We start from the raw sequence: 26,664 nt of genomic DNA on the forward strand, positions 1-26,664 counted from the left end.
AACAATAAAATACTTTACATTATACATTAAATAAAAAACCAATGGCATTACAAGTTGGCGATACCGCCCCAGATTTTAAATTATACAGTTCTGATTTAACAGAAGTTTCCCTTTCAGGTTTTAAAGGCAAAAAAGTAATTATACATTTTTTTCCGATGGCTTTTACCGGAACATGTACTGAGCAATTATGTACCATGCGTGATAATTTCAGTTATTACGAAGGTATCAATGCACAGGTGATTGGCATTTCTGTAGATTCGCCGTTCTCGTTAGCTAAATTTAAAGAAGTGCAAAATTACCAGTTCCCGTTATTATCTGATTTTAATAAAGAAGTATCAGCAGCATATGGCGCTTTTTATGATGAGTTTTTCTTCGGATTAAAAGGTGTGTCGAAAAGAGCTGCATTTGTAATCGATGAAAATGGAAAAATAGTTTATGCTGAAGTTTTGGAAGATGCAAAGGATTTGCCTGATTTCAAGGCGATTAATGATGTGTTAAATACATAAGGCATAACCAGCAAAGAATTATTTTGAGATTTTTTTAAAATTTAGTTGGAAATTAAAATATCAAGTTATACCTTTGCAGTCCGTTAACGATACGGAAACGCATTCGTAGCTCAATTGGATAGAGCATCTCACTACGGATGAGAAGGTTTGGGGTTCGAATCCCTACGAGTGCACTGGAAAGGGAAGATTGAAAAATCTTCCCTTTTTTTATTGCTCACTAAGTTACTTAAACATTAATTTGAAAGACTTAAATAATTCATTTTCAATTCATTAACTGATAGTAATTCTAATATCATAGGTGTTCGATAAATGCCGTTTTCATAGTAGAGATTAGATTCGAACACCAGCTCAATAAATTCACGCTTTTCCAGGGTATCAAATTGATGGTAAACAGATTTTATGTCCGTAAATGTATCCAGGCGATTGTTGAGTATTTTTATAGGCTTCACCGTGGTTAGTGCTTAAACTGACGATAGCGATTTCCAGGTCGTCTATATTGGTCTTGTACTTTAAATACTACCTTCGGTAAGTCTCTTGGTCGATTTTATTTCTAATCCACTTTTCTTCGACAGCATAGAGTATTTCCTGTTCACCTGCCAGTTCTGCTTTTTTGTTGACCAGACCCTTCCTGTTATTTTCAAGTTCTTTTTCGATCTCCTGATTCGCGCGATCTCTGATTTTTTTTTACGGATTTTTTTTGCAGGCTCATTAATTCCAATGCGGTATCAAATTGGATGTGCGCTTTCTTTGCGCTAATGTTGTTGTGTTTAGAGAATCTGCATTTATAGTAGTAGAAATATTGGCCGGATTTGCCACGTGAGGCTGCGCCGGTCACTACATTTCCGCAATGGCATTTTAAAATGGCTCTCAAGGAGAGTTCGTCGTTGACGATTGTCCGGGTTTTGGCTGGCCTGGTAAATTTACTCTGCACCATTTTCCATGAGATCATGTCGATAATAGGTTCGTGAATGCCGGGGAATAGCCCTCCGGGATGTTCTTTATAGGGCTCAGCTTTAATCAGTCCCGCGTAAACTGCATTGCTTAGGATCCGTTCCACGATCATGTTGCCTTTACGGTCCAGGCTCATTTCGGCTGCTTTTTGTTTGATCAGGTAAAGCGGTACGTTTTTTAGATAAGCTTCATAAATGAAACGCACGATTTTTGCTTCTCGTTCATCGATGATTAGTCGCCGGTCTCTTGGTTCTCCTATTTTTTATAACCAAATGGGCTGATCCCAAAAACAAATTTTCCTTCCTTGGTTTTCTTGGAATATAAACCAGACCTGATTTTGATAATACGGTTAATGTTATCTTCCTCTGCTAAAAGTAGTTGTAGTCCTGCCCTGAAGAAGCTACCTGGGGTATTATAGTCAAATTCTATACCTTCTGAGACACTGATGATCTGGATGCCATATTTGGACTGCAATGTTTTCACCATGCTCATGACCTCGCCCGCGTCCCGGCTAAACCTGTCCATCTGGTCAACCAATAGGTAATCTACATTTTTATGGTATAGACCGATAAACTCTTGTAGTTTAATGAAATCGGGCCTGTCGAAGGTTTTTGCACTTTTTCCCCTGTCGATGAATGTATCTACGAGGTTGATTTTGTGAAATTCTATATAGTGGTCAGTTACCACCCGTTGACGCTCAATTGAGTTTTCGCTCTGTTTTTTGTCGCTAAACCTTAAATATCTAATTGCTCTCTTTTCCATATAATTCTTCCAGTGTGGATCTGACCAGCACTTTGACGATTAAATTTACCAAATTTTCCTCTTTTTGGTCGGCGATCCTACTGATATCGTTATCGGAATTTTCTATACTTTTGGCCTCTATTATTGAAGAAACGAGACCTTTCTGATCCATGTCCGTTGATTTTTTGCTGTTATTGCTTCTAGGAATTTTGGCGGTAACGGCTTTTCGTACTCTTTTTTTTGGTGTGGCAAGTAGGTTCCTGGTAACTTTGCTACCCTTTCTAATCGCTTTCCTTTTTGGTTTGCTTATTATGGTTTCCATAAGGATTAGGGTTTTTAGGTCAAAAGTCCGCCATTTCGGTTGCGCTCTGCCCAATGTTGGAGAAGTTGGATTTTAATCCGCTGCATTCAGATACATTTTAACTTCGATTGACATAGGAAGTGTTGCCGGCATTGCTATCACTCCATTGTAAGATGGACTTTATATATTGGATTAAACTTCTTTAACTGAGGGAAGTATATCTTATTCAATTCAGGTACAAATTTAAGGTTCAGTTCTGGCACGCAAAGGAATTTCCGGCATAAACGCTCCTGTGGCCTTTGCCCGCTACCCATTTATTCCGTTCCTCCTTTTGCTTTGGCAGAAGCTGAACCTTGGCCGGGCTCCATAATTAAATCAGAAAAATTATGGAAAATTTAAGTTTTAAAGTAGCAGAGATTGAGATCAGTTATCATCCGGCGTTTAAATTGGCGGAGTTGCCACAGGTTACATCTGCACAGGAAGCTTACGGGGTATTAATGGAAAGGTGGGACAAAGGCAGGCTTGAGCTTTTGGAAGAGTTTAAGGTGATTTTGCTCAACATGAGGGCTAGGGTATTGGGGGTAGTGAACATTTCGAAGGGTGGTCTCTCTGGAACGCTTGCTGATCCCAAAGTAATTTTTGCAGTGGCACTGAAAGCCTGTGCAAGTGGAATGATCCTGGCGCATAATCATCCAAGTGGGGAATTATCGCCGAGCGATGCAGATATTTCGTTAACCAGGAAATTAAAATCCGGGGGTGATATCCTAGAAATTAATGTGCATGACCATTTGATTGTTTCCAGGTATGGGTTTTATAGCTTTTTGGATAAAGGGACAATGTGATAGCAGATCAAGGATTTTTGGGGAATAGGTGGTGACTCAGGCTACTTAGATTATAATAGGAGAGCCTTAAGTGATATTAATGGTTAAGTATGTTAACTTTCTGTGCATTAATATCGAAATGTAATATTCTTTTTCCTTTACCCAATGCATATTCAACGATATCCGCAGTCCCACCTGTTCCCTTAGCCGGCTTTCCATCCCATATAGCAAAAAGGATGTCTGACCTGTCAGCAACTATTTGTCCCGCTCTGAGGAATGCTTGTTCTGACGGACGCTGATATCCAAGAACTTCGACAGTACAGCATAATTCCAGTATGGCCCGATATTTTTTTTGCTGCCCGTACCTAAAAGTTTGTATATAATCTTCGCAGGGGATTAGTGCAATAAGATCGATGTTATTTCGCAGTATAACCTCAGCAAAAAGCTGATCTGCGCCTATAGCTAGTGAGCTGTAGGCGCAGATAATCTTAGGAATGACAGATATTTCAGCATGTAGCTGTTTTTTTAACCAGCCTTTTACAAGATGTTTATTGAGGTTTTGGTGTCCGGTAATTCCAATACTTATCATTTTACAGTTTAAATTAACTCTTTTTCGACCAACCGTCTGTAATGTTCACCTAGGGCGGTCAAACGGCAGGACTTGCTCTCCATTGCTGCGCTCCACATATGGGGTGCATTTACCGGTTCGAGTAGGTTTAAACGATTGAATTTTTGAAGTCTTTTGAAAATCAGTGTGTTGGCTTCAATTGGCTCAGGCATACCTTCGTCCCTTCCTTTTAGTTCAGCTTCAAAAGTTGGGTCAAGTTGAAACTCATGCCCTGCTACTGGAAAATACTCAACTATTGATCGCAGATCTTCCAAAATTATTGGCGGTGTAACTTCCCTTAGGGACACGAAATTCTTGACATTTGTTTTGAATACAGGGCGTTGCTTATCCCAATCTCCTAGTGACTGGTCTATATGGGCATAAATGCTACCAGGCGTCACTTGCCCTACAAGGTTGGCTGCACTGCCACTTAGAGCGTCCACCATAAGTGTAGTAAAAATGCCGCTTCCGTTTTCTTCCGATGCATACTGTTCTGCAGTTGAAGCGGTGAGAATGGTCATGCCATCGGAGAGGTGCGAAATATCCGCATTTTCCATAGAGGTTCCCGCAATACCTGAATGGCAGCTATCCAGTATGATAATTTTGTTGGTAGCAGGCGAACGGTTGGCCATGGCCAGAATCTCATTTAACGATACTCCATCATCTCCGTGGGTGGCATCTGAGGCAACAAGGTAACCGCCATTTGCTTCAATGTATCCGTGCCCAGCAAAATAAAATAAAGCTACTTCAGCCTTCTGGGAAAAAAGAACGTTGATCAAGTCTTTTAATTCCCGTTTGTTTACCTGGTCAGTAGGCCCAGAAGAGGTAACCAGTTTGGTTTTGAAGTTGATCGAACCTCCATCGTTTCGCTTTAGCATACTTTCAACACTGTATGCGTCGTTTACGCATCCATGTAAACCGGATACGTTTTGGTAATAATCGATTCCGACTATAAGTGCTATTTTCATAATAGTTAAGATTAAATATTGTCGATAAATTTGCCAACTGTTTCCCAGGTCCAGATTTTGGTGGAAACTCCTGGGATAACTGTCCGGTCGTTTGTATAAATCCATATGGCAAGTATGGGCTTACCTTCTTCTTTTGCGCATTTTATTTCCCATTTTTGACCGGTAGAGGTCAAGGAATTTTCACTAACCAGTACTATTACACCATGGCTACGACGGATTCTTGTGCGTACTTTTTCTTTCCAGTCGCTGTCATAAGCTTCTTTAACCGAAAGGTCAATGTATTCGAATGGGCAATGGTCCAGTAATGACTGGCCTTTTAGAAAATCGCGTAAACGCTCATCCTCGATGGCGAACGCGATAAAAACTATTTTTTTATCAGGCATAATATAATGTTTAAAAGAATTTTCGGAATTCCTGTTTTGGTGCAGCGCCCTTTACCCAACTGTCCAGATCTACATATTTAAATTCGGAATCAACTGCAAACATGCGGTTGCTGAACACAGAAAGATCGTTTGGCTTTTCAACGTAGGGGTATAATTTGAGGTATTCTGACCTGTTAAAGGAGGTTCTGGTCAAATTATCTTTTGAGATGGGAACCAATGCACATTGCTGGGTATGTCCATCCACGTAGCCCAACTCCCATGGCACCCATTTGGAAATTTGTGCATTGTGCGAGATAGCGAGCAGAAGCGATTTTGATGACCTTAGCCTTTTGCGGATATGGGCTGCACTTGCTTCTGTGACGTTATCCCGCTCAAGGTGCGGGTCAGTTATCCAATCGACATAAACCCTAAAGCCTTGTTTTGTCAGTTCTAGGTACAATCCTTCAACTTCTTCTGCATCCAGAAAACTGTGACAGAGAAAAATGTCGAAGCTGGTATAACCGGCAGTGCGCTGGGCAGAGAGCTGAACGCTCTCATTTAGGCTTTTGTTCCTGGATAGCCCTTTGAGATAATTACTTGTAAATAATGACATAATGATATTTTTTAAATCGATCAAAACTAGGCCGTAATGGTTTTGGAAAAAACCTGTAATCAAAGGGAGAAACCCTGTAATTTATTTTGCTCGTTTTCCAGCTGATCCAGGCTGTTTTTTTAGGGTGGGGAAGGGCCTGCTTGGTCCGTTAGGGAAAAGCATTTTTTAAGGTGAAGGGAGATCTCCTGTAAAAACCAGGGGTTTTTCCTGTAAAATGACCGTTTTTCAGAAAAAGGGGGCGGTTTTCCGCGCCGAGCAGTTGATGCTATTGGAATCGCTTTTCTGTGGGTGTATCATTGTCCCAGTTTTAAAAACAAATAAATTCAATTTTATGTTACAGCAAAATGGGGCAAGACCCTTACCTTTCTTTTTCGTGGGGAAAACCCTCACCAATGAGCGCATCTTAAGATTTGCGCAGACCAAACATCCTGTATTATCAGAAAAGATCAGTAAACCTGATACCCGTTCGATCTGGTATACTAAAGAACACATTACCTTCCTATTGGAGGAGATGGAGAAGGCCAATGCGGACGGCCTCAGGATTTATTTCGGTGCGTACGGCGAGAAGGACACTTACAACGGGCAGCTTTGCCTGCTAATGGTAATGACCAAACCTGACGAACTTACCGGAGGCCATAGCGATATTTCAATTGAGGACGAGCCTAATTTTCAGGACAGGTCAATGGAAACAGGTGGGCCAAGAGACTTTAACGTTGGTTCACCCTGTCCACCGATGTGTGATGAAAAGGAAGAAGGATAAAGGAAATTCCTAAAAGATGATGTATCTTCAAGGATGAAAAATCCTGCCCAGTATCTTTATCTGATCCCTTTGACTGCCAGTATGATATGTAGTTTGAAGGCTTGGAGAAACGGCTGGGCAGGACCTTACCGTGCATTTTCCGTTTTCCTGACGGTTACTTTTCTGGTAGAGATTTTTGCTGTCAGCTGGAAACTTGGATTGCACAGTACCGCCTACTGGGACTTCCCAAAACAGAATCTCTGGATATATAATCTTTATTTTGTTCCAGAGTACCTGTTTTATATTTTCTTTTATTCCTCAGTTTCTGAAAACCGAAAACAAGGGAAATCTGGATGGTATTTAGCGACCATTTTTGCAATATTTTCACTGGCCAACATTTTTATGATCCAGGGTATGGGACAATTGGATACTTTCAGCATCATTCTCGGAAGTGGCATATTGATTGCCTGTGCAGCATCCTATTTCATTCAGGAACTTAACAGGAAAATTCCACGGGCAGTGGGAAGAGAGCCACTTTTCTGGATTTCGCTGGGTACGTTGGTATTTCACGCAGTCAGCCTTCCCTATTTTATCTTTATCAACTACCTCAGCAGGACCAACCTGTCCCTGGCAATGGCTCTGTTCAATATCCTGCTGATACTTAATATATTAATGTACATCTGCTATCTAATCGCCTTTCTATGCAAGAATCCCGTTCACAGGAAATCCTTCTAACCATTCTGGTATCGACGTCCGTAGTATTTTTCTTCGTATGTCTGCTTACTTATTTTTTCTTCAGGCAGCAAAAAAAAAGGTTTCAGTATGAACAGGAAGTACTTCAGCTGCGGGAAACATTCAATCAGACTGTCCTGCAATCAAAACTGGAAATACAGGACCGTACGCTTGATCATGTAGCAAAGGAGCTCCATGCCAATTTCAGCCATCTTGTTTCTCTTATAAATATTAACCTTTCAGCTGTACTCGCCCAAAGTTCGGGTGAGGTGAGGGAGCATGTAAATGAGACCAAGCTGCTTGCAAAGGAACTTATGGCAGAAGTTAAAGCACTTAGCGTGTCTCTTAATTCGGATTTTATTATGAAGGCCGGTTTTGATAAAAGACTTGAGCATGAACTCCAAAGGCTGGACAAAACAAAGAAATATTTAGTTTCCTATAACCGTGAAGGGGCTCCTTTCCGCTTACCTGCCAGTCAGGAAATCGTGCTTTACCGCCTCTGCCAGGAAATACTCAATAATATTGTCAAACACTCAGAAGCAAAAAATGTAGAAGTTCTTTTAAGTTATTCTGAAAACTCCCTGAACCTTCGGATTTCAGACGATGGTAAGGGGTTTGATCAGCTTAAGGCCACACAGGATGCCGCTGAACGGGAAAGTACCGGGCTGCTTAATATTGCTGGACGAGCGAAACTTATTAATGCTGAATTACAGATCAGTAGTACACCGGGTTACGGTACGCAGGTGAGCGTAGCCATCCCGTTAAATAAACCATATTAGTATGTCATACCACAAACCACAGATAAAAATAGCTATAGTTGATGACCATAATCTATTCAGAAAAGGGTTGATCACCTTGATTAACCTGGCAGACAAACACAATTACCTTGTTGTTCTTGAGGCTGAAAGTGGAAAGGACATGATTAGAAAACTGGATAAAAAAGCACTTCCGGACATACTGCTGCTTGATGTGGATATGCCTGACATGGATGGCTATGAGACCATGTTATGGTTAAGGGAGAATTACCCAAAGATTGCCGTATTAGTAGTATCGATGGTAGATAGCGAAGAAGCAATCGTACGGATGATGCGTTTGGGGGTTAAAGGGTATTTGTCGAAGGATATTGAAGTAGAAGACATCCATCAGGCGCTGCAAGCGATTAATAATAAGGGATTTTACTATACAGATTATCTCACCGGAAAGCTGATCGATTCTTTACAGCAGCAGGAATCTGAAGCTGATGGATCCCCAAGCATAAATGGTCAAGGACTTTGGGATCAGATCAGCGAGATCGAACTCAAGTTTATCCGTTTGGCCTGTTCGGATCTGACCTATGAGGAGATTGCTGGGAAAATGTTTCTCAGCCCGAAAACAGTAGATGGATACAGAGCTGCCATCTTTACGCGCTTTGGTATTAGGAACAGGCAGGGATTGGTACTCTTTGCCCTGAAAAATAAGATATGTGACATTGATAATCTATAATTGGAACTATTTTGATGCCTGTAGTCGTGAGTATATAGCTGAGGTTAGTAAGATATAAGTCAGCAGAATTATTTGTTTTATGCTGTCTATGTTAAGGAATAACCAGCCGAGGGTAGCCGACTGATTTTGGTTTCCTGTTAGACTATGGTTTATCATGAATATTTATATTTGTTCATGGAAAAAGTAATTATAAGTTGCCTGCTCCAGGGCATGAACCAAAAAGAAATTTCAGAAAGGCTTACAGAGCTTGAGATGGTGCCCTGCAGTCTGAGTGCGATTGAAAAGACCATCAAGAAACTAAAGGCACGATATGGGGCTAAAACAATGTTCCATCTTGGAGCAAAGATCGCAGGCCGTAAATGATCGTCGAAACCTTTAAACTGAGAAACCTATCTATTGTAAATATTAATTAACCATTTTATCAGTTCATTTGCTTGTTTTCAGGTTCTGTTTTTGAGTAAATGTTCAATTAACAGCCCGGAAAAAAAACCGAACACACTTGATATTATAAATAAAGTTATTTCCTCGAATATTGCATGAGAGGTATCTGTAAAATTAAAGAGAAGCCCGCTATCTGAGTCATTTACCTGAAAATCGTAATTCAGTAAATTGCCTAAAGGTAAAATACGTTCAGCTGACGGTATGGATGAGTTCAAAACTAATGTTTGAGGAGTATTCAGATTAACGTCTACCTTTTTTTCTGATGAAACACTACCCGATGTGGTGCATAAATAAAATATTATCAATGATTTGTTAGAAAAGCTGTGGCTGAAAATCGCATTATCCAGTTTAAACGAAATCTCACGACTAAAAGGGTTATTTTTAAATTTGCCGCGGAGTAAACTATCCGGGGTTGTTTTTGAAATATTAAATTGGATATTTCCTTCCGGATAAATCTTAAAAAGATAATTCGATACGCTGTCTAAAGTAAGACCATCGATATCTCCAATTGAAATATCACGCGTTCCCGGCGGGAAATTAACATTTAGCTGTTGCCAGTTCTGATTTTCAAGAGAGTGCAAGCTTATCCCGCATGAAATGTTGAAATTTTCATCGACATTTACAGTTAAGGGTAGCGCTTTGACAGTTTGACTAGAAACAGTGATTATTGGGGGATGCGATGGGTTTTTACCAGGCATCCGGAAATAAATAATTATTGCTGGACCAATAGCGATAAAAGATCCGATCAAAAGCCATTTCCTGATATGAGAAAGATTCCTCGCCAGCAGTCTGCGAGTTCTTTGAAGTATTCTCATCAACATAAATTATTTGAGTTTATTTTATTTTTTCCGGAAATACCATAATTTTTAGCTACCCATCCATCACCACTATCCGATGGATTACCAATGGTTTATTTACTTTTAGGTTGCTGTGCCACTCTCTTGATGTTGAAAGATCGCTCCCTTTTTTTGACCAACAATAAAGGCATATCTACCAAAAGTCCGGCAGAAAGCCTGATCGCATCGTTGCCTGTGCCGGTGTCAAAGTCCCTCAGTTGTGGATTCATTTGCCCACCAAAGCTTAAAGTTAAGGGGCTGTTGCCAAGGCCGAATCTTAGATTTACCCCTGGTGAAAAAAGCTGCGACCATCGTACCTCCTTTGGCAGGCCACCTTCCTCTCGCTTAATCCGATAAGAAACAACGGCACCTAGGTCAAACATAATCAGGCTTGCCGTTATATAGGACCGAAGGTTTTTACCGCTTCGCCAGTTGAAATCAAGGGTTATTGGAGCAGAAAAGCCCACTATTGCAGCATTTTGCTTTTCCTTTACAAACTCAATCCCCGCATAAGGACCAAAATAGGCACCTATAGTAATGCTGTGATAGTAATTCTGTTTTAACCGGTAGGAGGCCGGGGGCAAGGCAAAGGTTTCTATTACATCGGCCATTTGCTCCGCCGAGTTAGACTGGAGAATTCCGGATATGAATGATATAATTCGGGATGTTTCCTTCATTGATTTGCTGCCCGGCGAAAGGTAAGAGCTGAGCAGGCTCATGCAGCTTCCAGAGGCGGCACCAAAGTTTTTTTCCTGTATGAGCTGATACACTTCAAATACATTACCGACCTGCTTGACACCTTCTCTGAGGGGTTCAGAAATATTGATGATGGGTTTGTCGCTATTTACCATCAGGGCAACATCGATAACTTCCGAGAGAGCAGTCCAGTAGCTATTGATATTGTAGTTTTGCTTGTCACCTTGCTTGAGCATAACCTGGCTTTCCTGAAAATGCTGCAGAGCCATAAGCATATTACCCAGCCAGTTTTTAACCATCGTTACCTCGTCCTTTTTGAGGGAATAAAGATTGATCTTGTCGAAAAAGCCGGGAAGGTCAGGATATTTATTAATTAGTAGCGAAACGAATATGCGCATGAGGTCGTCATTATTGCGCATATTGCTGATGAAATCACTTGAGCTTATCCAAAAGGTATTAGAGGATTTCAGATTGAGCGAGTCTTTCGGCTTAAACATTTCGGCGTTTATAATATAGGCAAGCCTCATAAAGTTTTTCATACCTGTACTTTTAAGGTCCCTGATTTCTTTTTCGGCAGCGAAATATTCAACCATTTGAATGAAATTGTAGTGCTTAAGGATTTTATCAGAGACCTGATGTCCATCATTTAAATAGTCCAGATAGGGTAACATTTTATCACTTACGATCTGACGGTTGGTTCTCAGGTAATCGATTCCGTTTTTTGGCAGGGAAATAAGGTCCTTTGAGAAGGCGTATTTCCAGGAATTATCGAAGTTTGGCGGTGACATCTGGTCCCAGTCCCATAATTTCTTCGAGGTTTCGGGAAGCATTTTATTTAGCCCCTTGACCAATTCCCATTCACTTCTTGCGCTGTCAAGTTTATTTCTCAAACTTTGCATAAAATAAATCATCGCTTCTTGTTTAACCCGCTTGGCAAGGTATATTGAAAATGCATCAATCAACTCGGATTGGCTTGGCATTCCCTTATTGGTGAGCTGGGTAGCATTATTCACAATGTTTATATTATACTCCTTGGTCTGAGTTTCAATAGAAGCATAACTGCCTGTCCGATAATTATTAAGTACATCAGTCACTTCTTTTTTCTCTGCCTCTTTTTTTATATAACCAACCTCTTCGATGAGTTTTGGATCTCGCATAATGAGGTTTATCCCATTGTCGAAACTCTTGTTTTTTAACTTAAGTTCACTTTTGACCTGATCAATCGTTTGCTGTACTTCTTCTTTTTTTCGCTTGAGTATTATTGCCACCTGAGAAGAGAAACATGAATCCTGGATGTCTAGTGAATCTGGACAGTTTTTTCTTGCTTCTGTGTTAACCTCCAAAGATAGTTTTGTGGCTCCGTTTGGCGAATAGCCTGCAATGGAGCTTTGCAAGTTTTGGAGGGTCAATAGACGGCTGTTTAGCTTCTTGAGATCCTTGGTAGTTTCTTTAAGGCCGCTCAGAAGTGTCGATTTTGCATCTGTTTTTGCCTGGAGAAGTCTCATAATCTCCTCATTGACTTTTTCCCTATTTTTCTTTATTTCTTCTGCAAATGTCCTGGTATTAAATAAATATGTGAGTGAATCAATGATCGGATTTGCGGTATTGGAACTTCCTTTTAGGGTTCTTAGCTTTTGCAATATAGTCCCAACTGTTTTTGTGTTCTGGCTATTTGAATCAATTTTCCACTTATAGAGGGTTATTGCATCCCGATATAAATTTTGTCCAGTCTGGGCAAATGAAGTTGAATAAAAAACAAAAGTAACCGCTATTATTAATATAAGGTTTAGTTTCATCTGTCGAGCATTAGATGGTTTGTAACGAAATTATTGACGAGGTCGAAAGCTTTAGGGGGTTTAGTTTGTTTTTTTGATAAAAAGCTTTGGCTTTTAAAAATAAAGCTTAATTAGCTGTTAATCAATACTTATAATTGTGTATTGCTGGTGTCGTTCTGGTGTCCAGACATTGGTCATACCCATTGATCGATAATCCTTTGACTGGCATAAGACGGCTTAAATTTATTTAAGGGGGAATTGGTGGTAAAGTCGGTATTAGGGTTGCGGGTAGATCAGAATGTTTTGCTGCTGCTTTGTGATGGACGAGGGCAGGTTGGAACTTTTAGAGGAGTTTAACGTTATCTTGCTCAACAGGAGGGGTAGAGTATTGGGTTTAGTGAATATTTCACAGGGTGGTTTTTCGGGAACGGTTGCCGATCCGAAGGTTATTTTGGCGGTGGCGCCGAAAGCTTGTGCGAGTGCGATGATAGTATGCCATAACCATACCAGTGGGAGTTATAACCAAGTGATGCTGATTTGGCACTGACCAGAAAACTAAAGTCTGGTGGGATATTCTTAGGATTAGCGCATGCCACCTTATTGTTTCCAAGTATGGGTTTTATAGTTTTTTAGATGAAGGGATAATATAAGGTTGGCGCTTTGTTGATAGAATTGAGTAGGTTTCTAAATTAGCCACAATATCTATCGCTGGTTTAAGAATATAAAGTTATTCGGTCAGATTAAGGCATGGATATTTGATGACCTTTGTATAACTTGTAAATTATGAGCAATATCATTCGTGACTTTAAGACCAGTGCATTTTCTGATGAAGTAATCAATTTAGCAAAAGATTATACCGAGCTAGCCATAGACAGTATCCTCGATGAAGGTATTTTCAAAGAGATTCCAATAATCGGTTCGGTAGTAAGTCTTTATAAGATGGGATCTGCCATTAAAGAGCTGCAACTGATCCGAAAAATCGCTTCCTTTTTAACAAAACTGGACGGGATTCCCCAAGCTGATAAAGATAAATTTTTGGCCAGGCTCAACAGTGAGGATCCTGCTAGTGAAATTTTTGAAAAGCTGTTATTCCTTTTGGATCGCCTGGATGAGGTGATGAAAGCGGAAATCATCGGTAATCTTTTCCGGATCTATATCATGGATGGAATCGATAAGCCCATGTTCCTACGTCTTAGCTCAATAATCGAGCACGCGATATTGGGAGATCTGATTTCCTTCTATTTACAGTATCATGGGTTTAGCGGCCATCGCTCTAAAATAGATGAAAGATTTATAGACTTTGACAATCGACGGTACGCAAACCTGATTGATTTGAATTTAGCCAATCTGGGGTTATTGAAAACCAAAATCTCGATAAAAAAAGAAAAATCAAACTCATTAGAGTATGGCATAAAGACGCAATTAGAACTTAGTTCTGCTGGAAGAACCTTAAGTACATTTATGTTCTATGAACTGGGTGAACCAACATTTATCAAACATCTTCAAATGCTCATAAAAGAAAATTTGGAAATGAAAGAACTATATGGGAGACATCCGATAAACAGATCTAGGTAACTCTTTTTTAAAGTACAGAGATGCTACAATTCCATTGAATTTGCCAAACTCATTGTTTTAAAGGTGCTTGATTGGTTTTGGATAAGGGTGATTTGGAATAGTACAACAAAATAAGCTAGAGCAACAAAATGTTTGATGCCTTAAGGATGTCTTTTCATAATATTCTATAAATTTATTAAGCCTCATTATTGTTAACGATTTCTTGCTGAAGTCCGTTTACAACTGTTAATTCTTTTAACCCGTGATAAAGGATGTTTATCCGTGTCCATATAAGTTTTGATTTAACCTTATCCAATAGCCAATCAACCACAATATAAAAGAGAAAAGCTGTAAGAAGTTTAGCCCAAAACTCGCCCATAAAAGCAAATTTGTTTTCTAGGTAAGTTCCGAGATAATAAGAAATTGTAAATGAAAGTCCGAATACAAATGCAGATGAAATTGCTTTAAGGCTTTTACCCTTAAGTAGAAACATTAATGCTTTATTTGCGTGGTCAGCTTGACTTTTAAGTGCTAGCCATTCTGAATGGAGCTGATCAAAATTTTCCATATTCTCATTGGACCATTTGCTGGCATCAAACTCAATTTTATCGAATTCTGCGATTGGGTCGTATGCTTTCGAAAGGATTTCGAAATATTGTGGGCTGTCAAAATTTCTAATTGCTTCCTTTGTAATTTCAAACGATTTAGAAGCTGCCTTTATTCCATCATCAAAGTAAGCTAAGGTTCTTGAAAACTCTCTATCCGACGCTTTAATCTTGCTATTATAGACCTGCTTTCTATTATTGTATTTTGTAGTAACTTCATGAAAATTGCTTTCAAGATAGTCATATACATACTCCGGAGAAAGCCGTTTCTCGGCAATTTCGTTTTCCAGATCTAGTCCACTTAGGTCAGTAATTTGCATAGATTGTTTAATTAAAGCTCTAAAGTTACTTCAATTAAAATAGATTGAAAAGGCAATCATAATTAAGGGGTGAGATTTTTAAACATTGTAGATTTTATGAATTAAGCTATAATTATCCAACCATTCCAACATTGGATAAGCGATGTTTTTTCCTAGCCAATTTTGGATACCAAATTCGAAACAACATGGAAACAACTGTACTGGAATTCTCTCCTGATTTGGAAGTAGAACTCGAACCTAAAAATTATCCCTATCGCAAAGAGGATGTCCCGCTTGGTACTTATGCCGCAAAACTCGATTTTATGTTATGGTCAAAAAGTGGCTTGACCATCAACTGTTTTTTTACCCTGCCTGATTCTCATAAAAAAATTAGCCTATCGGTTTACCGGAAAGCTGCCAATCAGGGCAGATATCTGGCTGGTGAGATAGAGGTGCGATACTTGCCTTTTGGAATTTTACTCGAGCTAACAGTTGAGGCAAACGAACTCGGAAAGCCGGTACTGACTGATATGGTTATTAAAAAACACTAACAAGGAAATGGCTTATATCGGCCTAAGAGCACCGGCTCGGGTTCCTCGCCGTTAGTCCTTTTCTCCTCAAAAAGAAAAGGAGCAAGCGGAAGTCGGGCGAAGCCTGACTTTTAGCCCTCTAGCTAGCGCTAGTGGCTATTGGAGAATTCTCCGGGAATTCTTTGCTGCCTTGCAGGTGGCTTTCGACCAGAAAAAGGAACTCCTAGGGGAATTCTAAAAGGGAAATGATGGAACACTTAAACGCAATAAAACACAGCAAAACCACTGGTGACAGACTGCATAAGATCAGCCTGGCCTTAGGCCGTTCCAAGCGGCTGGTGTTCTCCCAGATGGTGGATTATTTCTACCGCAATAAAAAAGATCCCACTGATCTGAATGATGAGCTGTTAAAAAATTCGCTGGCCAAAAGCCATAAAACCTACATGGGTTTTATCCGCTCACAGGAAGAGCTGTTATTGCTGCCGGTAAAACAAGGGGTAGAAAAAATGATTTCCAACCAGCGGGATATTGTAAAATTTTTTAATGAGCAGGTACTTGGTGCGAATAAAACATTACTGGCAGGCCAGCAGGAAATGGCAAAAATCAATCAGGAGAATGAAAAACTGCTAAAAGCCGTATTTCAGCGTATGGAAGCAAAAGAGCGTCTCAAACTTAAATTTTTGCAGGTACTGGACAGTTATATCAAAGCCCGCGAAGAACTGGGTAGTTTTAAGGGCAGGGAAAAGGAAGAGCTGGCGGAAACAGCGAGGAAACAGGTAGAAATTTTGTAGGCTTATGTATATCAATATCACTGGCAGCGAGGCTGGAAACAATAAAGGCAGTAGCGCCCAACTGGTGCATTATCTGGATAAGGAAGCCCGGTTGTTTCCAGATGCAGTGGCTGAACCTTGGTTTAATGGGAATGATCAACACATTGATTCCTACCTGGTAAAAAGCCTGATTGATAAGAATACGGCTAAATTGGGCAGGGATGAGGCTAAGTTTTTCCTGATCAATATTTCGCCCAGCCAAAAAGAAATTGCCCACCTGAAAATGCTTGATAAAATGGGCGCAAAGCAAGAGTTAAAAGCTTTCGCGATAAAGATCATGGATGAATATGCCAGGAATTTTTACCGCAAGGGTATTAACGGCAACGAAGATTTGCTTTGGTTCGGTAAGCTGGAAAACCACCGTTACTATTCCTATAAAGATATGGAGGTCAAAAGCGGGCAGGTGAAAAGGGGAACGGTAAAACCTGGGGAGCAGATGCACATTTAGGTAATTGTTAGCCGCAGGGACATCAGCAATAAAAATCAAACTCAGCCCGATGAATAATTCCAGAGGCACCAATACAGCACACTCCAAAACGGTTGGGCAGTTTGACCGGGTGGCTTTTAAAGCTTCCGGAGAAAAGCGATTTGATGAGCTGTTTGGCTTCGAAAGGCCGGTGAGCGAAAGCTTTAAATTCGTCAATACCCAAAAGAACGGGAGCCTGGAGGAGCGCATAGCAATGGCCGGGCAAAAAGATAATAACATGAATCAACAATCGGTTTCAGATCAGGAACAGAACTTGAACGTTTTGCCAGCGCTATTGGCCCCGCCTGCCGATACGCTAATGGATCTGCTACTCGCCAGGGCTGAATTCGATCCCCTCGCGCCCGTCCAACAGAAAAAGAAACGGAAAAAACGGTACCAGCATTCAGAACTAAAAATCTAAAGAAAAACAATGAACACAGGAGAAGATACCAACGGACTTAGAAAGATTACCGATTTTACCAGGCTGATCAGCCTGTTTATTTTAAGCATCCATTTTTATATGAGCTGTTATTTAGCCTTTAAGACTTGGGGTTTTACCGCAGGGATTACGGATAGGTTGATTTTAAATATTTGCAGGACCGGGCTTTTTGACGGGTTCATGATGCCAAAACTTGCGGCATTATTGTGTTTAGCGATTTCCTTGCTGGGAGTGAAAGGCAGAAAAGATGAAAAGATCAAAAGAAAAGAAATTGTTATTTATCTGATAGCAGGATACTGCTATATTTTGTGGCCTATTTCGTTTTTAGGTTAGGATTTGATGTTCAGCTTACGGCTGGCTTTTATATCCTAACAACTTCTACCGGTTATCTTATGATGCTTTCCGGAGGTGCAATGCTTTCCAGGCTAATGAAAACATCTTTAAATACCGATGTCTTTAACAGCGAGAATGAAACCTTTCCACAGGAGGAGCGGTTGTTGGAAATTGAATACTCCGTGAACCTGCCCGCCAGGTATAATTTAAAAGGAAAAATCAGGAATTCGTTTATCAATATAATTAATCCTTTCCGGGGGCTGCTCGTTACTGGCACCCCCGGATCCAGGTATCCGGAAAAAGGTTTTTTCCGACAGCGTCCGTTTCTATGGTAATCAGTTCTTTCATTTATAATTTGCTGGAACTGTCGGGGTTCAGGGAGGGTAATCATTAGTATAATACGTTCAGCAAGAGTTGCCGTTCTCTTGAAAATACCTGGTAATAGATGTCGATATCCACGAGAATTTTTCTGAGGTGCTGTAGATATTCCCTTTCAATTCTTTTTGGAGAATTCAGTCCGATTATGATGAGTTTTCGGGCATAATTATTCTGGCTGTAGTAATTATATTCGAACAGTTGTCCTATTGCTTCACGTAGGCATGAAAGTACGCTCCCGTAAGTTTTGATCTCATAAAAAGTATATCCGCTCTGCGGGCAGTTCATAACCAGGTCGATAGAGGTTCCGAAGCCGGTGTCATTCTCTGTGCCTATAAGAACCCCGTTTCCTGCATTTTCTTCACATAACTGTTCGTAAATCCGGGTCTGCATTTCCTTGTGGATTAAGGACATACTAAATTCGTTTTTTATCCGTTTTCCCTTAATTATGCCTGTTTTTCCTGATTTGTGGCCCAGCTTAAAACTGAATTTTCCAATGGGCAGTTCGTCAATTGAAAAATCCGCTCTTTTTTCAAGGCATACGTAATGACTATTTTTGCCTATTTCCATCTGAGGAGATTCAATTTTTACCGGTGGGTCGAAACGGATGAAATTCTGTGGTGAAACATCGTAACGTATATTGAAGATCTTATCCTCCTGTACAGGGCTGTAGTCAAATCCGGAAATACCATGTTGTGCCAGATCGTCCACCATTTGCCCCAGCCAGCCTCTTTGCCTGAATTCCGTTAAGGCATGTTGTTGCTGTTCATTGGTTAATACTTCCAAATGTCTGAATTTTCCAACCCAGTAGTATTCACTGAGAGAATTACTGACACGTTTTATGGCATATACATTAAGCGTATATGTCTTACCTTGGTGGTCGCCCTTGTTAAAGGCCTGGATAAAACTGTAATGGTAGCCACCAAGATTTCTATCGGGATTGAATAGCCATTCTTCATACCCATAGCCTTTTTCCCGCTCAAAGCTTGCATCGCTATTTTTGCTTTTACCGAACGGGCCTGATGGCCTGCTCCAGTTATTTTCATTCCAGCAAATCCGGGCTATCTTTTGGATTGGAATAATTTCAGATAGTTCGATGAGTCTAAAGTAGTGTTCACGGTAGCAATCAATAAATTTGATCGTTTTCTCGACAAGGGATTCCCATGTTAATGAAGTAATTTGGCCGATATCCAGAAACACCCTTGCTGCAGACGGACAATTCTCTCTGATATATTTATCAAATTCATAGATCACCGATGGAGGAAGTGCATCTTTGTTGCTTCTTTCGCAGTCCAGTTTAATATCAAGTGTATTTACTACAGAATCCTCGTTTGTGAGTCGGCTTCCAACTCCTATAGTAAAATATATTCTCTTTGTTGAAGCCCCATGGAGCATTATTTTAGCCCAGGTATAATTTCTGTAATATCCGGAGTTTTGCCATTTCATCGATACATGGATATTATATCCATGAGATTCTATCAGTTCGGCCCAGTGCTCAGTTTTGGTGAAAACCGAGTCTGTCTGCAACTGATGTTTATTCTGAATGTGCCGTGCTTCGTCTTTGTTATAAACCTGGCCGCGAAGAGATGAAAAAAAATCGAAATCTGCTGTTTTGAAAAAATCCATTGTGAGCACATAATTTTGAATTCTAAACTAATGATTTGAATCTACATCTGGAAAATAAAGCCATATTATCTTCAACGCTACTTAAAAAGCTAACAAATTGATGTCTCTTGCGATATCCCGCTTATATTTAACGAGGGAACTATTGGATAGGTTCGTATCGTAAAGTTCTGCCCCAAAGAGGTTTTTACGGAGTTCGTCGGGTGATTTTCCCAGTGAATCTGCAAGTTCGGTAATTACCGAATCAGGATATTCTTTCTTTAGCATAAGCAGCCGCAATGCTTCCCGTTTGTAGTGAAAATAACGCCCTTGGAGTTTTAGCACGCTTATGAAGTTGGCATGTGCTGTAGGATTGTTCACCATAATTAGATCAACCATAAAATCGTCGAGATGCTTCACATCGTGTTCGGCGACCGATAAATACAATTTGAACCTGACATCCTGATGAAAACTGAAAGCAGCTGAAGTGGGGCTGGACAATGTTGCGCTTGTACTGTATATTTTTTTTGCACTTTTGAATTTCGAGTTACAGGCGTAACAACAGGGGATGAAATTGTAAAGGCATAAACGCAGATAATGATGCTCGGACTGGTGGTAAAAATGGTCCAAAGTAAAGTGGTTGTGTGTTGCATTATGATGACGCGCCTCTATTGCAGTGCGGATAGAAGGATAAACAGGACAATCATCCATGCTGTCAAACTGTTTGCGTTTTCGTGCATCCAGAATGTTTTTGGCGGTAACTTCACCAATACCCTTAATCAGCTGAAGCTGGGCTCCGCTTGCCCGCCGGATGAAATCCAGCGCATTACTATATTCTCCAAATTCACTGAAAGCATAGATGCTATCAATATTGCAATAATAACAGCTGGAAAGTTCGATCTCCTGTTGCTTCATAAAAAAAGAAGCAATAAGGGGCTGCAAGGTACTATAGGCCATTAATTCTTTAATCTGCTTTTTTTGTGCGATACTGAGAGAGCTGATTGCTATGTTGAGTGGCTGAAGCTCATCAAAAGGTGCAAGAAGGAGTTTTTCAAGATCAAGTACTGTTCCGTCCGACATTGAAATCTTGGATAATACCGTGTTTATTCTACTGTGATTTTTTATAGCAGGGGAAATCGTCTTGAAAAAGGAAGATTTAAATTCCTTCAGACGATCCGGGTCGGTTGGGTAGTTGATTTTGATCATCGTCCGCTGTTTAATTTTTGATTGATGGCTTTAAGCTGTTCTTCCAGACGCTGTTTTTCTGCAGAAAGCTCTTCGGTTGCTTCAATACCGAATTTTTCATGTATGAAAGCGATGTGGTTTTTTAAGATACCGTTGATGACAGGTTCACCTATCTGACTGATGACGAAGCTAAACTTTTTACGAAGTATATCATATTCTTGTTTTAATGTCGAAATGGTATCACCTGAACCTTTTTTTGTATATCTGATGCTTTGGTGCGTGATCTCCCAGTCGGATTGAGTGCCGGTAATTGCTCTTACCCTTTCATAGAACCTGATGATACTTTCATATTGGAACTTAACATAGTCCCCGGTTGTTGACTTCATGAAAAAGCTGTTTGAAAGCATTTGATGGATATTGGCCGCAAAGGTAGCTGGATGGCCTTTTTAAACGTGGCCATTTTCCAGATGCAGTACATTTACTGAAGGAATATCAGAAAGGATAAAAGGAGAATGCGTTAGAAAGAGCAGGTTGATAAATCTGATATTCGGTGTGTTCAACTCACTGATCCGCTTTAGGATCTCAGCAACAAACTTACGTTGATATTCAGGGTGGAAGTAGAGTTCAATCTCATCAAATATAATATTGATTGTATTGTAGGTCAATTTTTGCTGGATCCCGCGGTACTTAAATACGGAATCCAGGTTCAGGATATGATAAAGAACGCTCTGAACAGAATGGACAAACTGCTGCTCACCTGAACTCATGCGGTAAAAATCCTCCCCGTCTTCTAAAATTGCCTTTGGCGTAAAAGGAGCCAAGGGAACAAATTCCATTGGATCCCGCTCAGGATATTTGGCGCAGTTCTTTCGATAACGCTCAGCAAAAAGATCTGCCTGCATGGTGATCTTGGATATTGAGCGACGGATTCTATCATCATCTAGGCGAAGTGGGTCGTTACGGAAGAAGTTGAGTGCTTGGCGCAATTTCAGCGTAATATGAGTCATGTCCTTTTTAAGTTCATCAAGGTAAGGCTCTACTTCTGACAGAGCCGGCACCTGTTCCTTGGAACTCTCTGCATAAAATGAACGGTACTCTGGGTACTTCTTAGCAATGCGGATCACTTTGGTCACCACGTAATCAATGGACATTTCTCTCCATTCATCTTGGGCTATGCTGTTGTAGTCGGGCTTTTCCCCAAGCATCGCTGTATAAATGAGATCAAAAATTTCATTCCGCTGTTTTCCTGTACGGCTTTCCAGCTCTTCAAAGATGCGCTTATTGGAGTGGCCTTCTGGGCGGTTAAGCTTTTGTTTATCAATTACGAAAACGATTTCTTTAACACCTTTACCCGGGAGTATCTCATTTACGCCATGTTCGTCGAAGCGTATATTCGAAAGTAGCCTGGTCTGGGCAAATAGCATTTCTCCATTTACATTGATGGTTCCCTGGTCACGAAATGGATTGAGCACTATCGGGGTCTGATAACCGTCGTTTTTATGGAATAGCCTCCCAAGCCATGTTCCAGTAATGGATTCATTGAGGCCATAAATGGAATAGTTTACGGCCACTGTGTAAAAGAATTCTGTCAGTGGTACCCTGTCTCCGCCGAAAAGGTCATAAAACCTAATGTTCGAGTCAGAGGCGGAACGCGGATTTAGGTTGTAGTCGCGGTCCAATATGATGCAATGGTACTTACCCTTGGCCTGATAGTATACCTCTGCCTTTAGGGTTTCCTCGATCCGGTGTAGGTCGTTGGCTTGTCGTTTGCCTGAAGGAGCTCTTTCATTGATAGGTAAAAGGTCATTTACACTTGCAACGAGATAAGCGCATAAATAGAAAAGTTCGACAAGGGAACTTTTACCAGATCCATTTTTTCCTACAATTGCCAAAACGTTTATTTTCAGGTCACGTCCATTTTGAACATAATCATTGTAGATGTTGTAGTGCGTATTTGTGATTCTGATATTGGAAATAGGACCTTCATTAGGAGAAAAATTATAATCCTGATAGAATTGGTAAAGGGTGTCTGGCAATAAATTATTACTGTATTTTCGATCACAGTTTTTAAGTGGCTTAATTGCCAGGAGTTTGAAATCACTTGCGTGTTGAGGCATTGTTAATAGCGTTTAATTGGATTGGGCTAATATAGTGATCATGCAGAAAATTCAAAGCGACTCGTCTCTTTTTGATAGGTAAATAATAAATTATTATTGTTCTCTTTTTTCGGCTAGCTGGCTGGGTGATAGGTCTTGTTTTTGCCTTTGCTTACAATTAGTGACAAAGGTCATAAAAGACAACTTTTGGAAGCATTAAATGTTTTGGCCAAATGGCAGACGCTGCTTCCGGCAGTTGTCAGGTATTTTAACCTGGGATATCGGTCAGCCCAGATTTACCTGGTTCCAAACTTCTTTAAATTCCTCGCAAAAATTTTCCATTTCCCTGGATTGCAGAGAATAGTCCATCGGTGAACTTACCAGACGTCCCCCGAACACATCCAGACAGAAGCAAAGCTCGGGAGATACAATATCATCTTCCCCTGCTGCTTCTTTGGAAAGAAAAGTATGGACCATTAGGGCATTTTTTTTTGCGGCATCATATCTTAATTTTTTTCAAGCAGCCCTGATCAGGAAGCTAAATTAAGAAATATGATCAAGTGGAAGCCCAAAGTTTAAATGATAGTTCATATTTTGGACGTTTAAAAGGAATTATGATTTTCTTCACTGTTGGGCTTATTCATGTGTAGTCAAATCTTTTCATGAAATCCATCATGCTCAGTTTATAACCGATTAAAAGGCTACACAAGTTCTTGCTGAAAATAAACATATTGAAGGCGTAATCTACTTTTTTACTGATCGGAAACTTGGTTGTTTCTGCCAATCTGATACACATCAAAAAATCATCGCCATCGTCAACCCTGTCGGTATTCATTTTCAAATGCTCGTGTGAGAAATGGATTAACCACTCGTATTTTCATACAATAACCTGAAACCAGGATATATTTCATCCAATTTCGTAGATAGATATTGATCCGTCATTTTATTTCCGTCTGCGTCTTTAATGTTTCGGATACGTTCCCCCATTCTGGATGCGATTATAAAAATCTAAGCGGTCGATAACCAATGATAGGGCAAATAGTCTCATGCAATTATCTGCCTGGAGTCTGATAAGGTTAATGGCAGTTATCCAGGTATTTGCCTCCGTCAGGGTTTTAAAACCCTTATTTAGTTCTAATGCCCTGTGTACAATGGAAAATGTTAAATGGCTTGGTTTAGAAAGCAATTTTCGGCTGGTTTCATTTGTGGAAATATCTAATGCCGTTTGGTTTAGTTTTTTATTGACGACATCTAGAGACTCAAATACTTTAGCCAGGTCTACATCCGAGACCTCATGGTTTAAAGGTTGTTTTTCCATTTTGTTTCGATTTTCTGTTTCGGTAACCCGGAACAATAGATTTGTATTTGATTTATGAGTTAATTTAACCTACTTGTTGATGTTCAGAGCCGTGAGGTAGTAATTGCAAAGTGAAAGTGTTTCCCAGACATCCTGCTCCTTTTCGTTTGCCATTTGTGTCTTATCGTATTCAATAAATGATATGTAGAACTGGGATGAAACTGCAAGGCACATGTAAATCAATTTGAATTTCAAAGATTGGTTTAATTCTTTCCACCTTTCTCTCGATTGGAAATAAGTTTGGGATACACTGGAACTAAAGCCTTCAGAATGTGCAAAGGAAGAAGCGTAGGAATAGTAAGTAGTTACAAAGTTCGTTGGTAATGGGCTTTCTCTGATCAGTTTATTGAAGTTTATAAAATTGATGTAATCCTGTTCGCCTGCTTCGATTTTCTGGATTGCATTCCGTGTTTTTTGTGGCAATGCACCAAATTTGTTGCTACTTTTGATATCCTTGATGAGTTCCTTAATGCGTAAATTGAAAGTGCCTTCATCAAATTTCTCGGGCTTGATACCTTGAAATGATTTTCCATATTTCAGGAAATGCATTGCTGAGGAAAGATCATAGAGATTGAAGTAGAGGTTCTGGATTTCTTTATCTCCTTTACAACCGTTATATAGTCTAAAATATACAAGATAACTTTCCAGTAAGCTTCGTGCGATAATATTGGCGGTGCCCTCATCGAAAATCTCTCCGCCTTTTATATCCACCAGGTCGTTAAAAATTTTGATAAGATTAATTGTCCGTAACCGGAAGTTACAAACTATGGTGTAACGGGTGTTGGCATGATAGGCGGATACTCCTTGATGATTTTTAGCAACCTTAAGGCTTTGTATCCCACATTCAAGAAGTAGTTTGGTGATTTTATCGAAATGTCCGAGCAGTCTTGTTATATCGGGAAATTTACTTTTAGAATATGAAAATTCCCTAGTCATAAAGCCTTCGTAATCAAAGTTGTTTAAAGATTCGTTTGCGTCCATATTATTTGCAGTTTTTTTAGCGTGTTTGACCAGTACCAATTCCTAATGACAAAGAAATAAGGGTACTGCGCAGTGTATTCGCGTAGATAGATAAAATGTAAAATATGCAAAATATTTCAGTGTTGATTATGACAATAGATCCAAATCTGGTTGGCGACAAGTTTCTCTTTCAAAGTTTTTCTAAAAGCGTTTTATATAAAGTCTCAGAAAAAACTGGCCTAGACCCAATTTTGGTCATTTTTGAAGAATTTGCATGCCGAATTGCAGAATGGTTCAAAAACATATCTGGATGCTATTTAAATGGGGTTTGATTCTGATCCCAAAAATGCATTTTTTTGCTTTTTTTGGACGTTTTTTTAGGTGTTGATTTGGTTTAAAAAATAACTTTCCAATTTTTTAGGTTCAAGGGAAAAAATTTAGAAACAGCCTTCTCGCTACCACAAATAGGCTATTTTTGCCTACGTGCCACATTATCAAACAGTGTTAGTAATGGAATTATTTGTTCAAGTGGTGTCCCCAGGTGTGCACTAGAAAGGGAAGATTGAAAAATCTTCCCTTTTTTTATTGGTCACTAAGTTATGTAAACAGTAATTTGAGAGACCTGTGTCCGTTAGTTCTTCTAACCGGCTGATCCTGTTGCTATTGCTTATCATATTGTACAAAAGGAGCAACCGCAGTCACATACTTTACATCTTTTCACTATCATCCTCTGCTTCCTCAACACGAGTTTACAAAATGACCTCAATGTGCATTATAACGTAGCCAGTTCCATTTTCCTATTTCTATTTACCGCAAATAAGTCCTATTTTTACTCATCAATGGACCAGGACTATGCTACATATGGTGATGACAGATTACTTTCGCTATTAATAGCCCGGGATAACAAGGCCTTTTCAGAAATTTATAGCAGATACTGGCCATTACTGTACAGGCATGCCTTTCGAATGCTTAAAGAAGAGAGTGAGAGTGAAGATGTAGTTCAGGAAGTATTTACCAGGTTATGGCAGAAAGCACCTCAACTACCTGTTGACACATCCATTGGTGCCTATCTCTACGTTTCTACCAGAAATGCAATTCTGAATTTTTTTAGTAAAAATCAGGTACACCATGCCTATCTGACAGATCTTGGTCAGTTTTTGGATCAGGCACAGGAGATTACCGATCATCTCATTAGAGAACGGATCCTGGCCAAGCTGATTGAAGAGGAAATTGAAAAACTTCCTCCCAGAATGCGCGAGGTTTTCGAACTAAAACGAAAACAAAATCTTTCCTACAAGGAGATTGCAGGTATTATGAATATCTCTGAACTCACCGTTAAAACACAGATGAATAAGGCTATTTCTACGCTGAGAAGCAAATTTGGTAATCATTTGCCTTCCTTTTTTATCGCGTTGTAGCGCTTTTTCCAATAAATTAATAAAAAAGTAACTTTTTTTAATGT

General features: G+C 39.9%; 32 protein-coding genes, 1 tRNA gene and 1 pseudogene. 17 read left to right on the forward strand and 17 right to left on the reverse strand.

Annotation, left to right across the window (positions count from 1 at the left end):
* The first annotated feature begins 41 nt into the window (after nt 1-41).
* Together DV942_RS18315 and DV942_RS18320 are read left to right on the forward strand one after the other, a co-directional pair.
* Entirely contained in the window at nt 42-506 is a 465-nt protein-coding gene (locus DV942_RS18315; RefSeq protein WP_145859959.1) for a redoxin domain-containing protein, read from the forward strand.
* A gap of 99 nt (nt 507-605) precedes the next feature.
* A tRNA-Arg gene (locus DV942_RS18320) sits at nt 606-679 on the forward strand.
* 464 nt (nt 680-1,143) lie between these two features.
* On the opposite strand, the gene DV942_RS18325 is transcribed toward DV942_RS18320, so the two are convergent.
* Genes DV942_RS18325 through DV942_RS18335 form a run of 3 tightly spaced genes read right to left on the reverse strand, consistent with a single transcriptional unit; the run spans nt 1,144 to nt 2,520 of the window.
* Nucleotides 1,144-1,662, reverse strand: a complete 519-nt coding sequence (locus DV942_RS18325) for a recombinase family protein (protein WP_186462343.1) — start codon at nt 1,660-1,662, stop codon at nt 1,144-1,146.
* A 50-nt stretch (nt 1,663-1,712) separates the two neighbouring features.
* Nucleotides 1,713-2,219 (reverse strand): recombinase family protein, encoded by a 507-nt coding sequence (locus DV942_RS18330; RefSeq protein ID WP_145859963.1) that lies wholly within the window; start codon nt 2,217-2,219, stop codon nt 1,713-1,715.
* Complete coding sequence (locus DV942_RS18335) at nt 2,200-2,520, reverse strand: hypothetical protein (RefSeq protein WP_145859965.1); 321 nt, start codon at nt 2,518-2,520, stop codon at nt 2,200-2,202. Before DV942_RS18335 ends, DV942_RS18330 begins: the two co-directional genes overlap by 20 nt.
* A 365-nt stretch (nt 2,521-2,885) precedes the next feature.
* Here DV942_RS18335 and DV942_RS18340 point away from each other — a divergent pair, with 365 nt between their 5' ends.
* Entirely contained in the window at nt 2,886-3,341 is a 456-nt protein-coding gene (locus tag DV942_RS18340) for a JAB domain-containing protein (protein ID WP_145859967.1), read from the forward strand.
* 76 nt (nt 3,342-3,417) lie between these two features.
* Here DV942_RS18340 and DV942_RS18345 read toward each other — a convergent pair whose 3' ends face one another.
* The 4 genes from DV942_RS18345 to DV942_RS18360 are packed head-to-tail and all read right to left on the reverse strand — an operon-like array spanning nt 3,418 to nt 5,870.
* Complete coding sequence (locus DV942_RS18345) at nt 3,418-3,909, reverse strand: hypothetical protein (protein WP_145859969.1); 492 nt, start codon at nt 3,907-3,909, stop codon at nt 3,418-3,420.
* Between the two features lie 8 nt (nt 3,910-3,917).
* A complete protein-coding gene (locus DV942_RS18350; RefSeq protein WP_145859971.1) occupies nt 3,918-4,895 on the reverse strand; it encodes a caspase family protein in 978 nt (325 codons plus the stop codon).
* 11 nt (nt 4,896-4,906) lie between these two features.
* A complete protein-coding gene (locus DV942_RS18355) occupies nt 4,907-5,278 on the reverse strand; it encodes a TIR domain-containing protein (RefSeq protein ID WP_145859973.1) in 372 nt (123 codons plus the stop codon).
* Between the two features lie 10 nt (nt 5,279-5,288).
* Nucleotides 5,289-5,870, reverse strand: a complete 582-nt coding sequence (locus DV942_RS18360) for a toll/interleukin-1 receptor domain-containing protein (RefSeq protein ID WP_145859975.1) — start codon at nt 5,868-5,870, stop codon at nt 5,289-5,291.
* Nucleotides 5,871-6,201: 331 nt separating this feature from the next.
* On the opposite strand from DV942_RS18360, the gene DV942_RS18365 reads away from it, so the two are divergent.
* The 5 genes from DV942_RS18365 (at nt 6,202) to DV942_RS18385 (ending at nt 9,186) form a co-directional block, all read left to right on the forward strand.
* The gene (locus tag DV942_RS18365) at nt 6,202-6,630 is read left to right on the forward strand and encodes a hypothetical protein (RefSeq protein ID WP_145859976.1); all 429 of its coding nucleotides are present in this window, start codon (nt 6,202-6,204) and stop codon (nt 6,628-6,630) included.
* A 33-nt stretch (nt 6,631-6,663) separates the two neighbouring features.
* Complete coding sequence (locus DV942_RS18370; RefSeq protein WP_145859978.1) at nt 6,664-7,344, forward strand: hypothetical protein; 681 nt, start codon at nt 6,664-6,666, stop codon at nt 7,342-7,344.
* Nucleotides 7,311-8,120 carry a sensor histidine kinase gene (locus DV942_RS18375; RefSeq protein ID WP_145859980.1) on the forward strand — a complete coding sequence of 270 codons (810 nt, stop codon included), beginning with the start codon at nt 7,311-7,313 and terminating at the stop codon, nt 8,118-8,120. The genes DV942_RS18370 and DV942_RS18375 overlap by 34 nt, the downstream gene beginning before the upstream one ends.
* Nucleotide 8,121: 1 nt before the next feature.
* On the forward strand, nt 8,122-8,823 hold the full coding sequence (locus DV942_RS18380) for a response regulator transcription factor (protein ID WP_145859982.1): 702 nt from the start codon (nt 8,122-8,124) through the stop codon (nt 8,821-8,823).
* 174 nt (nt 8,824-8,997) lie between these two features.
* Nucleotides 8,998-9,186 carry a helix-turn-helix transcriptional regulator gene (locus DV942_RS18385; RefSeq protein WP_145859984.1) on the forward strand — a complete coding sequence of 63 codons (189 nt, stop codon included), beginning with the start codon at nt 8,998-9,000 and terminating at the stop codon, nt 9,184-9,186.
* 77 nt (nt 9,187-9,263) lie between these two features.
* Here the strand turns inward: DV942_RS18385 and DV942_RS18390 are convergent, their stop codons facing one another.
* Entirely contained in the window at nt 9,264-10,079 is an 816-nt protein-coding gene (locus DV942_RS18390) for a hypothetical protein (protein WP_145859986.1), read from the reverse strand.
* Nucleotides 10,080-10,174: 95 nt separating this feature from the next.
* The gene (locus DV942_RS18395) at nt 10,175-12,592 is read right to left on the reverse strand and encodes a hypothetical protein (RefSeq protein WP_145859987.1); all 2,418 of its coding nucleotides are present in this window, start codon (nt 12,590-12,592) and stop codon (nt 10,175-10,177) included.
* A 298-nt stretch (nt 12,593-12,890) separates the two neighbouring features.
* Here DV942_RS18395 and DV942_RS24195 point away from each other — a divergent pair, with 298 nt between their 5' ends.
* Nucleotides 12,891-13,118 (forward strand): JAB domain-containing protein, encoded by a 228-nt coding sequence (locus DV942_RS24195; protein WP_222431121.1) that lies wholly within the window; start codon nt 12,891-12,893, stop codon nt 13,116-13,118.
* A gap of 236 nt (nt 13,119-13,354) precedes the next feature.
* A complete protein-coding gene (locus DV942_RS18405; protein ID WP_145859989.1) occupies nt 13,355-14,146 on the forward strand; it encodes a hypothetical protein in 792 nt (263 codons plus the stop codon).
* A 175-nt stretch (nt 14,147-14,321) separates the two neighbouring features.
* Here DV942_RS18405 and DV942_RS18410 read toward each other — a convergent pair whose 3' ends face one another.
* A complete protein-coding gene (locus DV942_RS18410) occupies nt 14,322-15,050 on the reverse strand; it encodes a hypothetical protein (RefSeq protein WP_145859991.1) in 729 nt (242 codons plus the stop codon).
* Nucleotides 15,051-15,235: 185 nt separating this feature from the next.
* On the opposite strand from DV942_RS18410, the gene DV942_RS18415 reads away from it, so the two are divergent.
* The 5 genes and pseudogenes from DV942_RS18415 (at nt 15,236) to DV942_RS18430 (ending at nt 17,962) form a co-directional block, all read left to right on the forward strand.
* Entirely contained in the window at nt 15,236-15,580 is a 345-nt protein-coding gene (locus DV942_RS18415; protein ID WP_145859993.1) for a hypothetical protein, read from the forward strand.
* 224 nt (nt 15,581-15,804) lie between these two features.
* Nucleotides 15,805-16,350, forward strand: a complete 546-nt coding sequence (locus tag DV942_RS18420) for a BfmA/BtgA family mobilization protein (protein ID WP_145859995.1) — start codon at nt 15,805-15,807, stop codon at nt 16,348-16,350.
* A gap of 4 nt (nt 16,351-16,354) precedes the next feature.
* Nucleotides 16,355-16,837, forward strand: coding sequence for a DUF5712 family protein (locus DV942_RS24050; protein ID WP_280525544.1), 483 nt, complete (start codon nt 16,355-16,357; stop codon nt 16,835-16,837).
* A gap of 49 nt (nt 16,838-16,886) precedes the next feature.
* A complete protein-coding gene (locus tag DV942_RS24055; RefSeq protein ID WP_280525545.1) occupies nt 16,887-17,276 on the forward strand; it encodes a DUF5712 family protein in 390 nt (129 codons plus the stop codon).
* 9 nt (nt 17,277-17,285) lie between these two features.
* Nucleotides 17,286-17,962, forward strand: a pseudogene (locus tag DV942_RS18430) (YWFCY domain-containing protein).
* A gap of 55 nt (nt 17,963-18,017) precedes the next feature.
* Here the strand turns inward: DV942_RS18430 and DV942_RS18435 are convergent.
* From DV942_RS18435 to DV942_RS18465, 7 genes are all read right to left on the reverse strand, one after another.
* Nucleotides 18,018-19,628: a hypothetical protein gene (locus tag DV942_RS18435; protein ID WP_145859997.1), complete on the reverse strand. Its 1,611-nt coding sequence runs from the start codon at nt 19,626-19,628 to the stop codon at nt 18,018-18,020.
* 81 nt (nt 19,629-19,709) lie between these two features.
* Nucleotides 19,710-20,684 (reverse strand): hypothetical protein, encoded by a 975-nt coding sequence (locus DV942_RS18440; protein ID WP_145859999.1) that lies wholly within the window; start codon nt 20,682-20,684, stop codon nt 19,710-19,712.
* Nucleotides 20,685-20,806: 122 nt separating this feature from the next.
* The gene (locus DV942_RS18445; RefSeq protein ID WP_145860001.1) at nt 20,807-21,175 is read right to left on the reverse strand and encodes a hypothetical protein; all 369 of its coding nucleotides are present in this window, start codon (nt 21,173-21,175) and stop codon (nt 20,807-20,809) included.
* 60 nt (nt 21,176-21,235) lie between these two features.
* Nucleotides 21,236-22,906 (reverse strand): ATP-binding cassette domain-containing protein, encoded by a 1,671-nt coding sequence (locus DV942_RS18450; protein WP_145860003.1) that lies wholly within the window; start codon nt 22,904-22,906, stop codon nt 21,236-21,238.
* A 264-nt stretch (nt 22,907-23,170) separates the two neighbouring features.
* Entirely contained in the window at nt 23,171-23,362 is a 192-nt protein-coding gene (locus DV942_RS18455) for a hypothetical protein (protein WP_145860005.1), read from the reverse strand.
* 484 nt (nt 23,363-23,846) lie between these two features.
* Entirely contained in the window at nt 23,847-24,203 is a 357-nt protein-coding gene (locus DV942_RS18460; RefSeq protein ID WP_145860007.1) for a hypothetical protein, read from the reverse strand.
* A 69-nt stretch (nt 24,204-24,272) separates the two neighbouring features.
* Nucleotides 24,273-25,223 carry a hypothetical protein gene (locus DV942_RS18465; RefSeq protein ID WP_145860009.1) on the reverse strand — a complete coding sequence of 317 codons (951 nt, stop codon included), beginning with the start codon at nt 25,221-25,223 and terminating at the stop codon, nt 24,273-24,275.
* 104 nt (nt 25,224-25,327) lie between these two features.
* Between DV942_RS18465 and DV942_RS18470 the strand changes: the two genes are divergently transcribed.
* Nucleotides 25,328-25,534, forward strand: a complete 207-nt coding sequence (locus tag DV942_RS18470; RefSeq protein ID WP_145860011.1) for a hypothetical protein — start codon at nt 25,328-25,330, stop codon at nt 25,532-25,534.
* Between the two features lie 435 nt (nt 25,535-25,969).
* A complete protein-coding gene (locus tag DV942_RS18475) occupies nt 25,970-26,620 on the forward strand; it encodes an RNA polymerase sigma factor (RefSeq protein WP_244278824.1) in 651 nt (216 codons plus the stop codon).
* Nucleotides 26,621-26,664 lie beyond the last annotated feature (44 nt).

Source organism: Pedobacter suwonensis (assembly GCF_007833675.1).
Taxonomy (GTDB): domain Bacteria; phylum Bacteroidota; class Bacteroidia; order Sphingobacteriales; family Sphingobacteriaceae; genus Pedobacter; species Pedobacter suwonensis.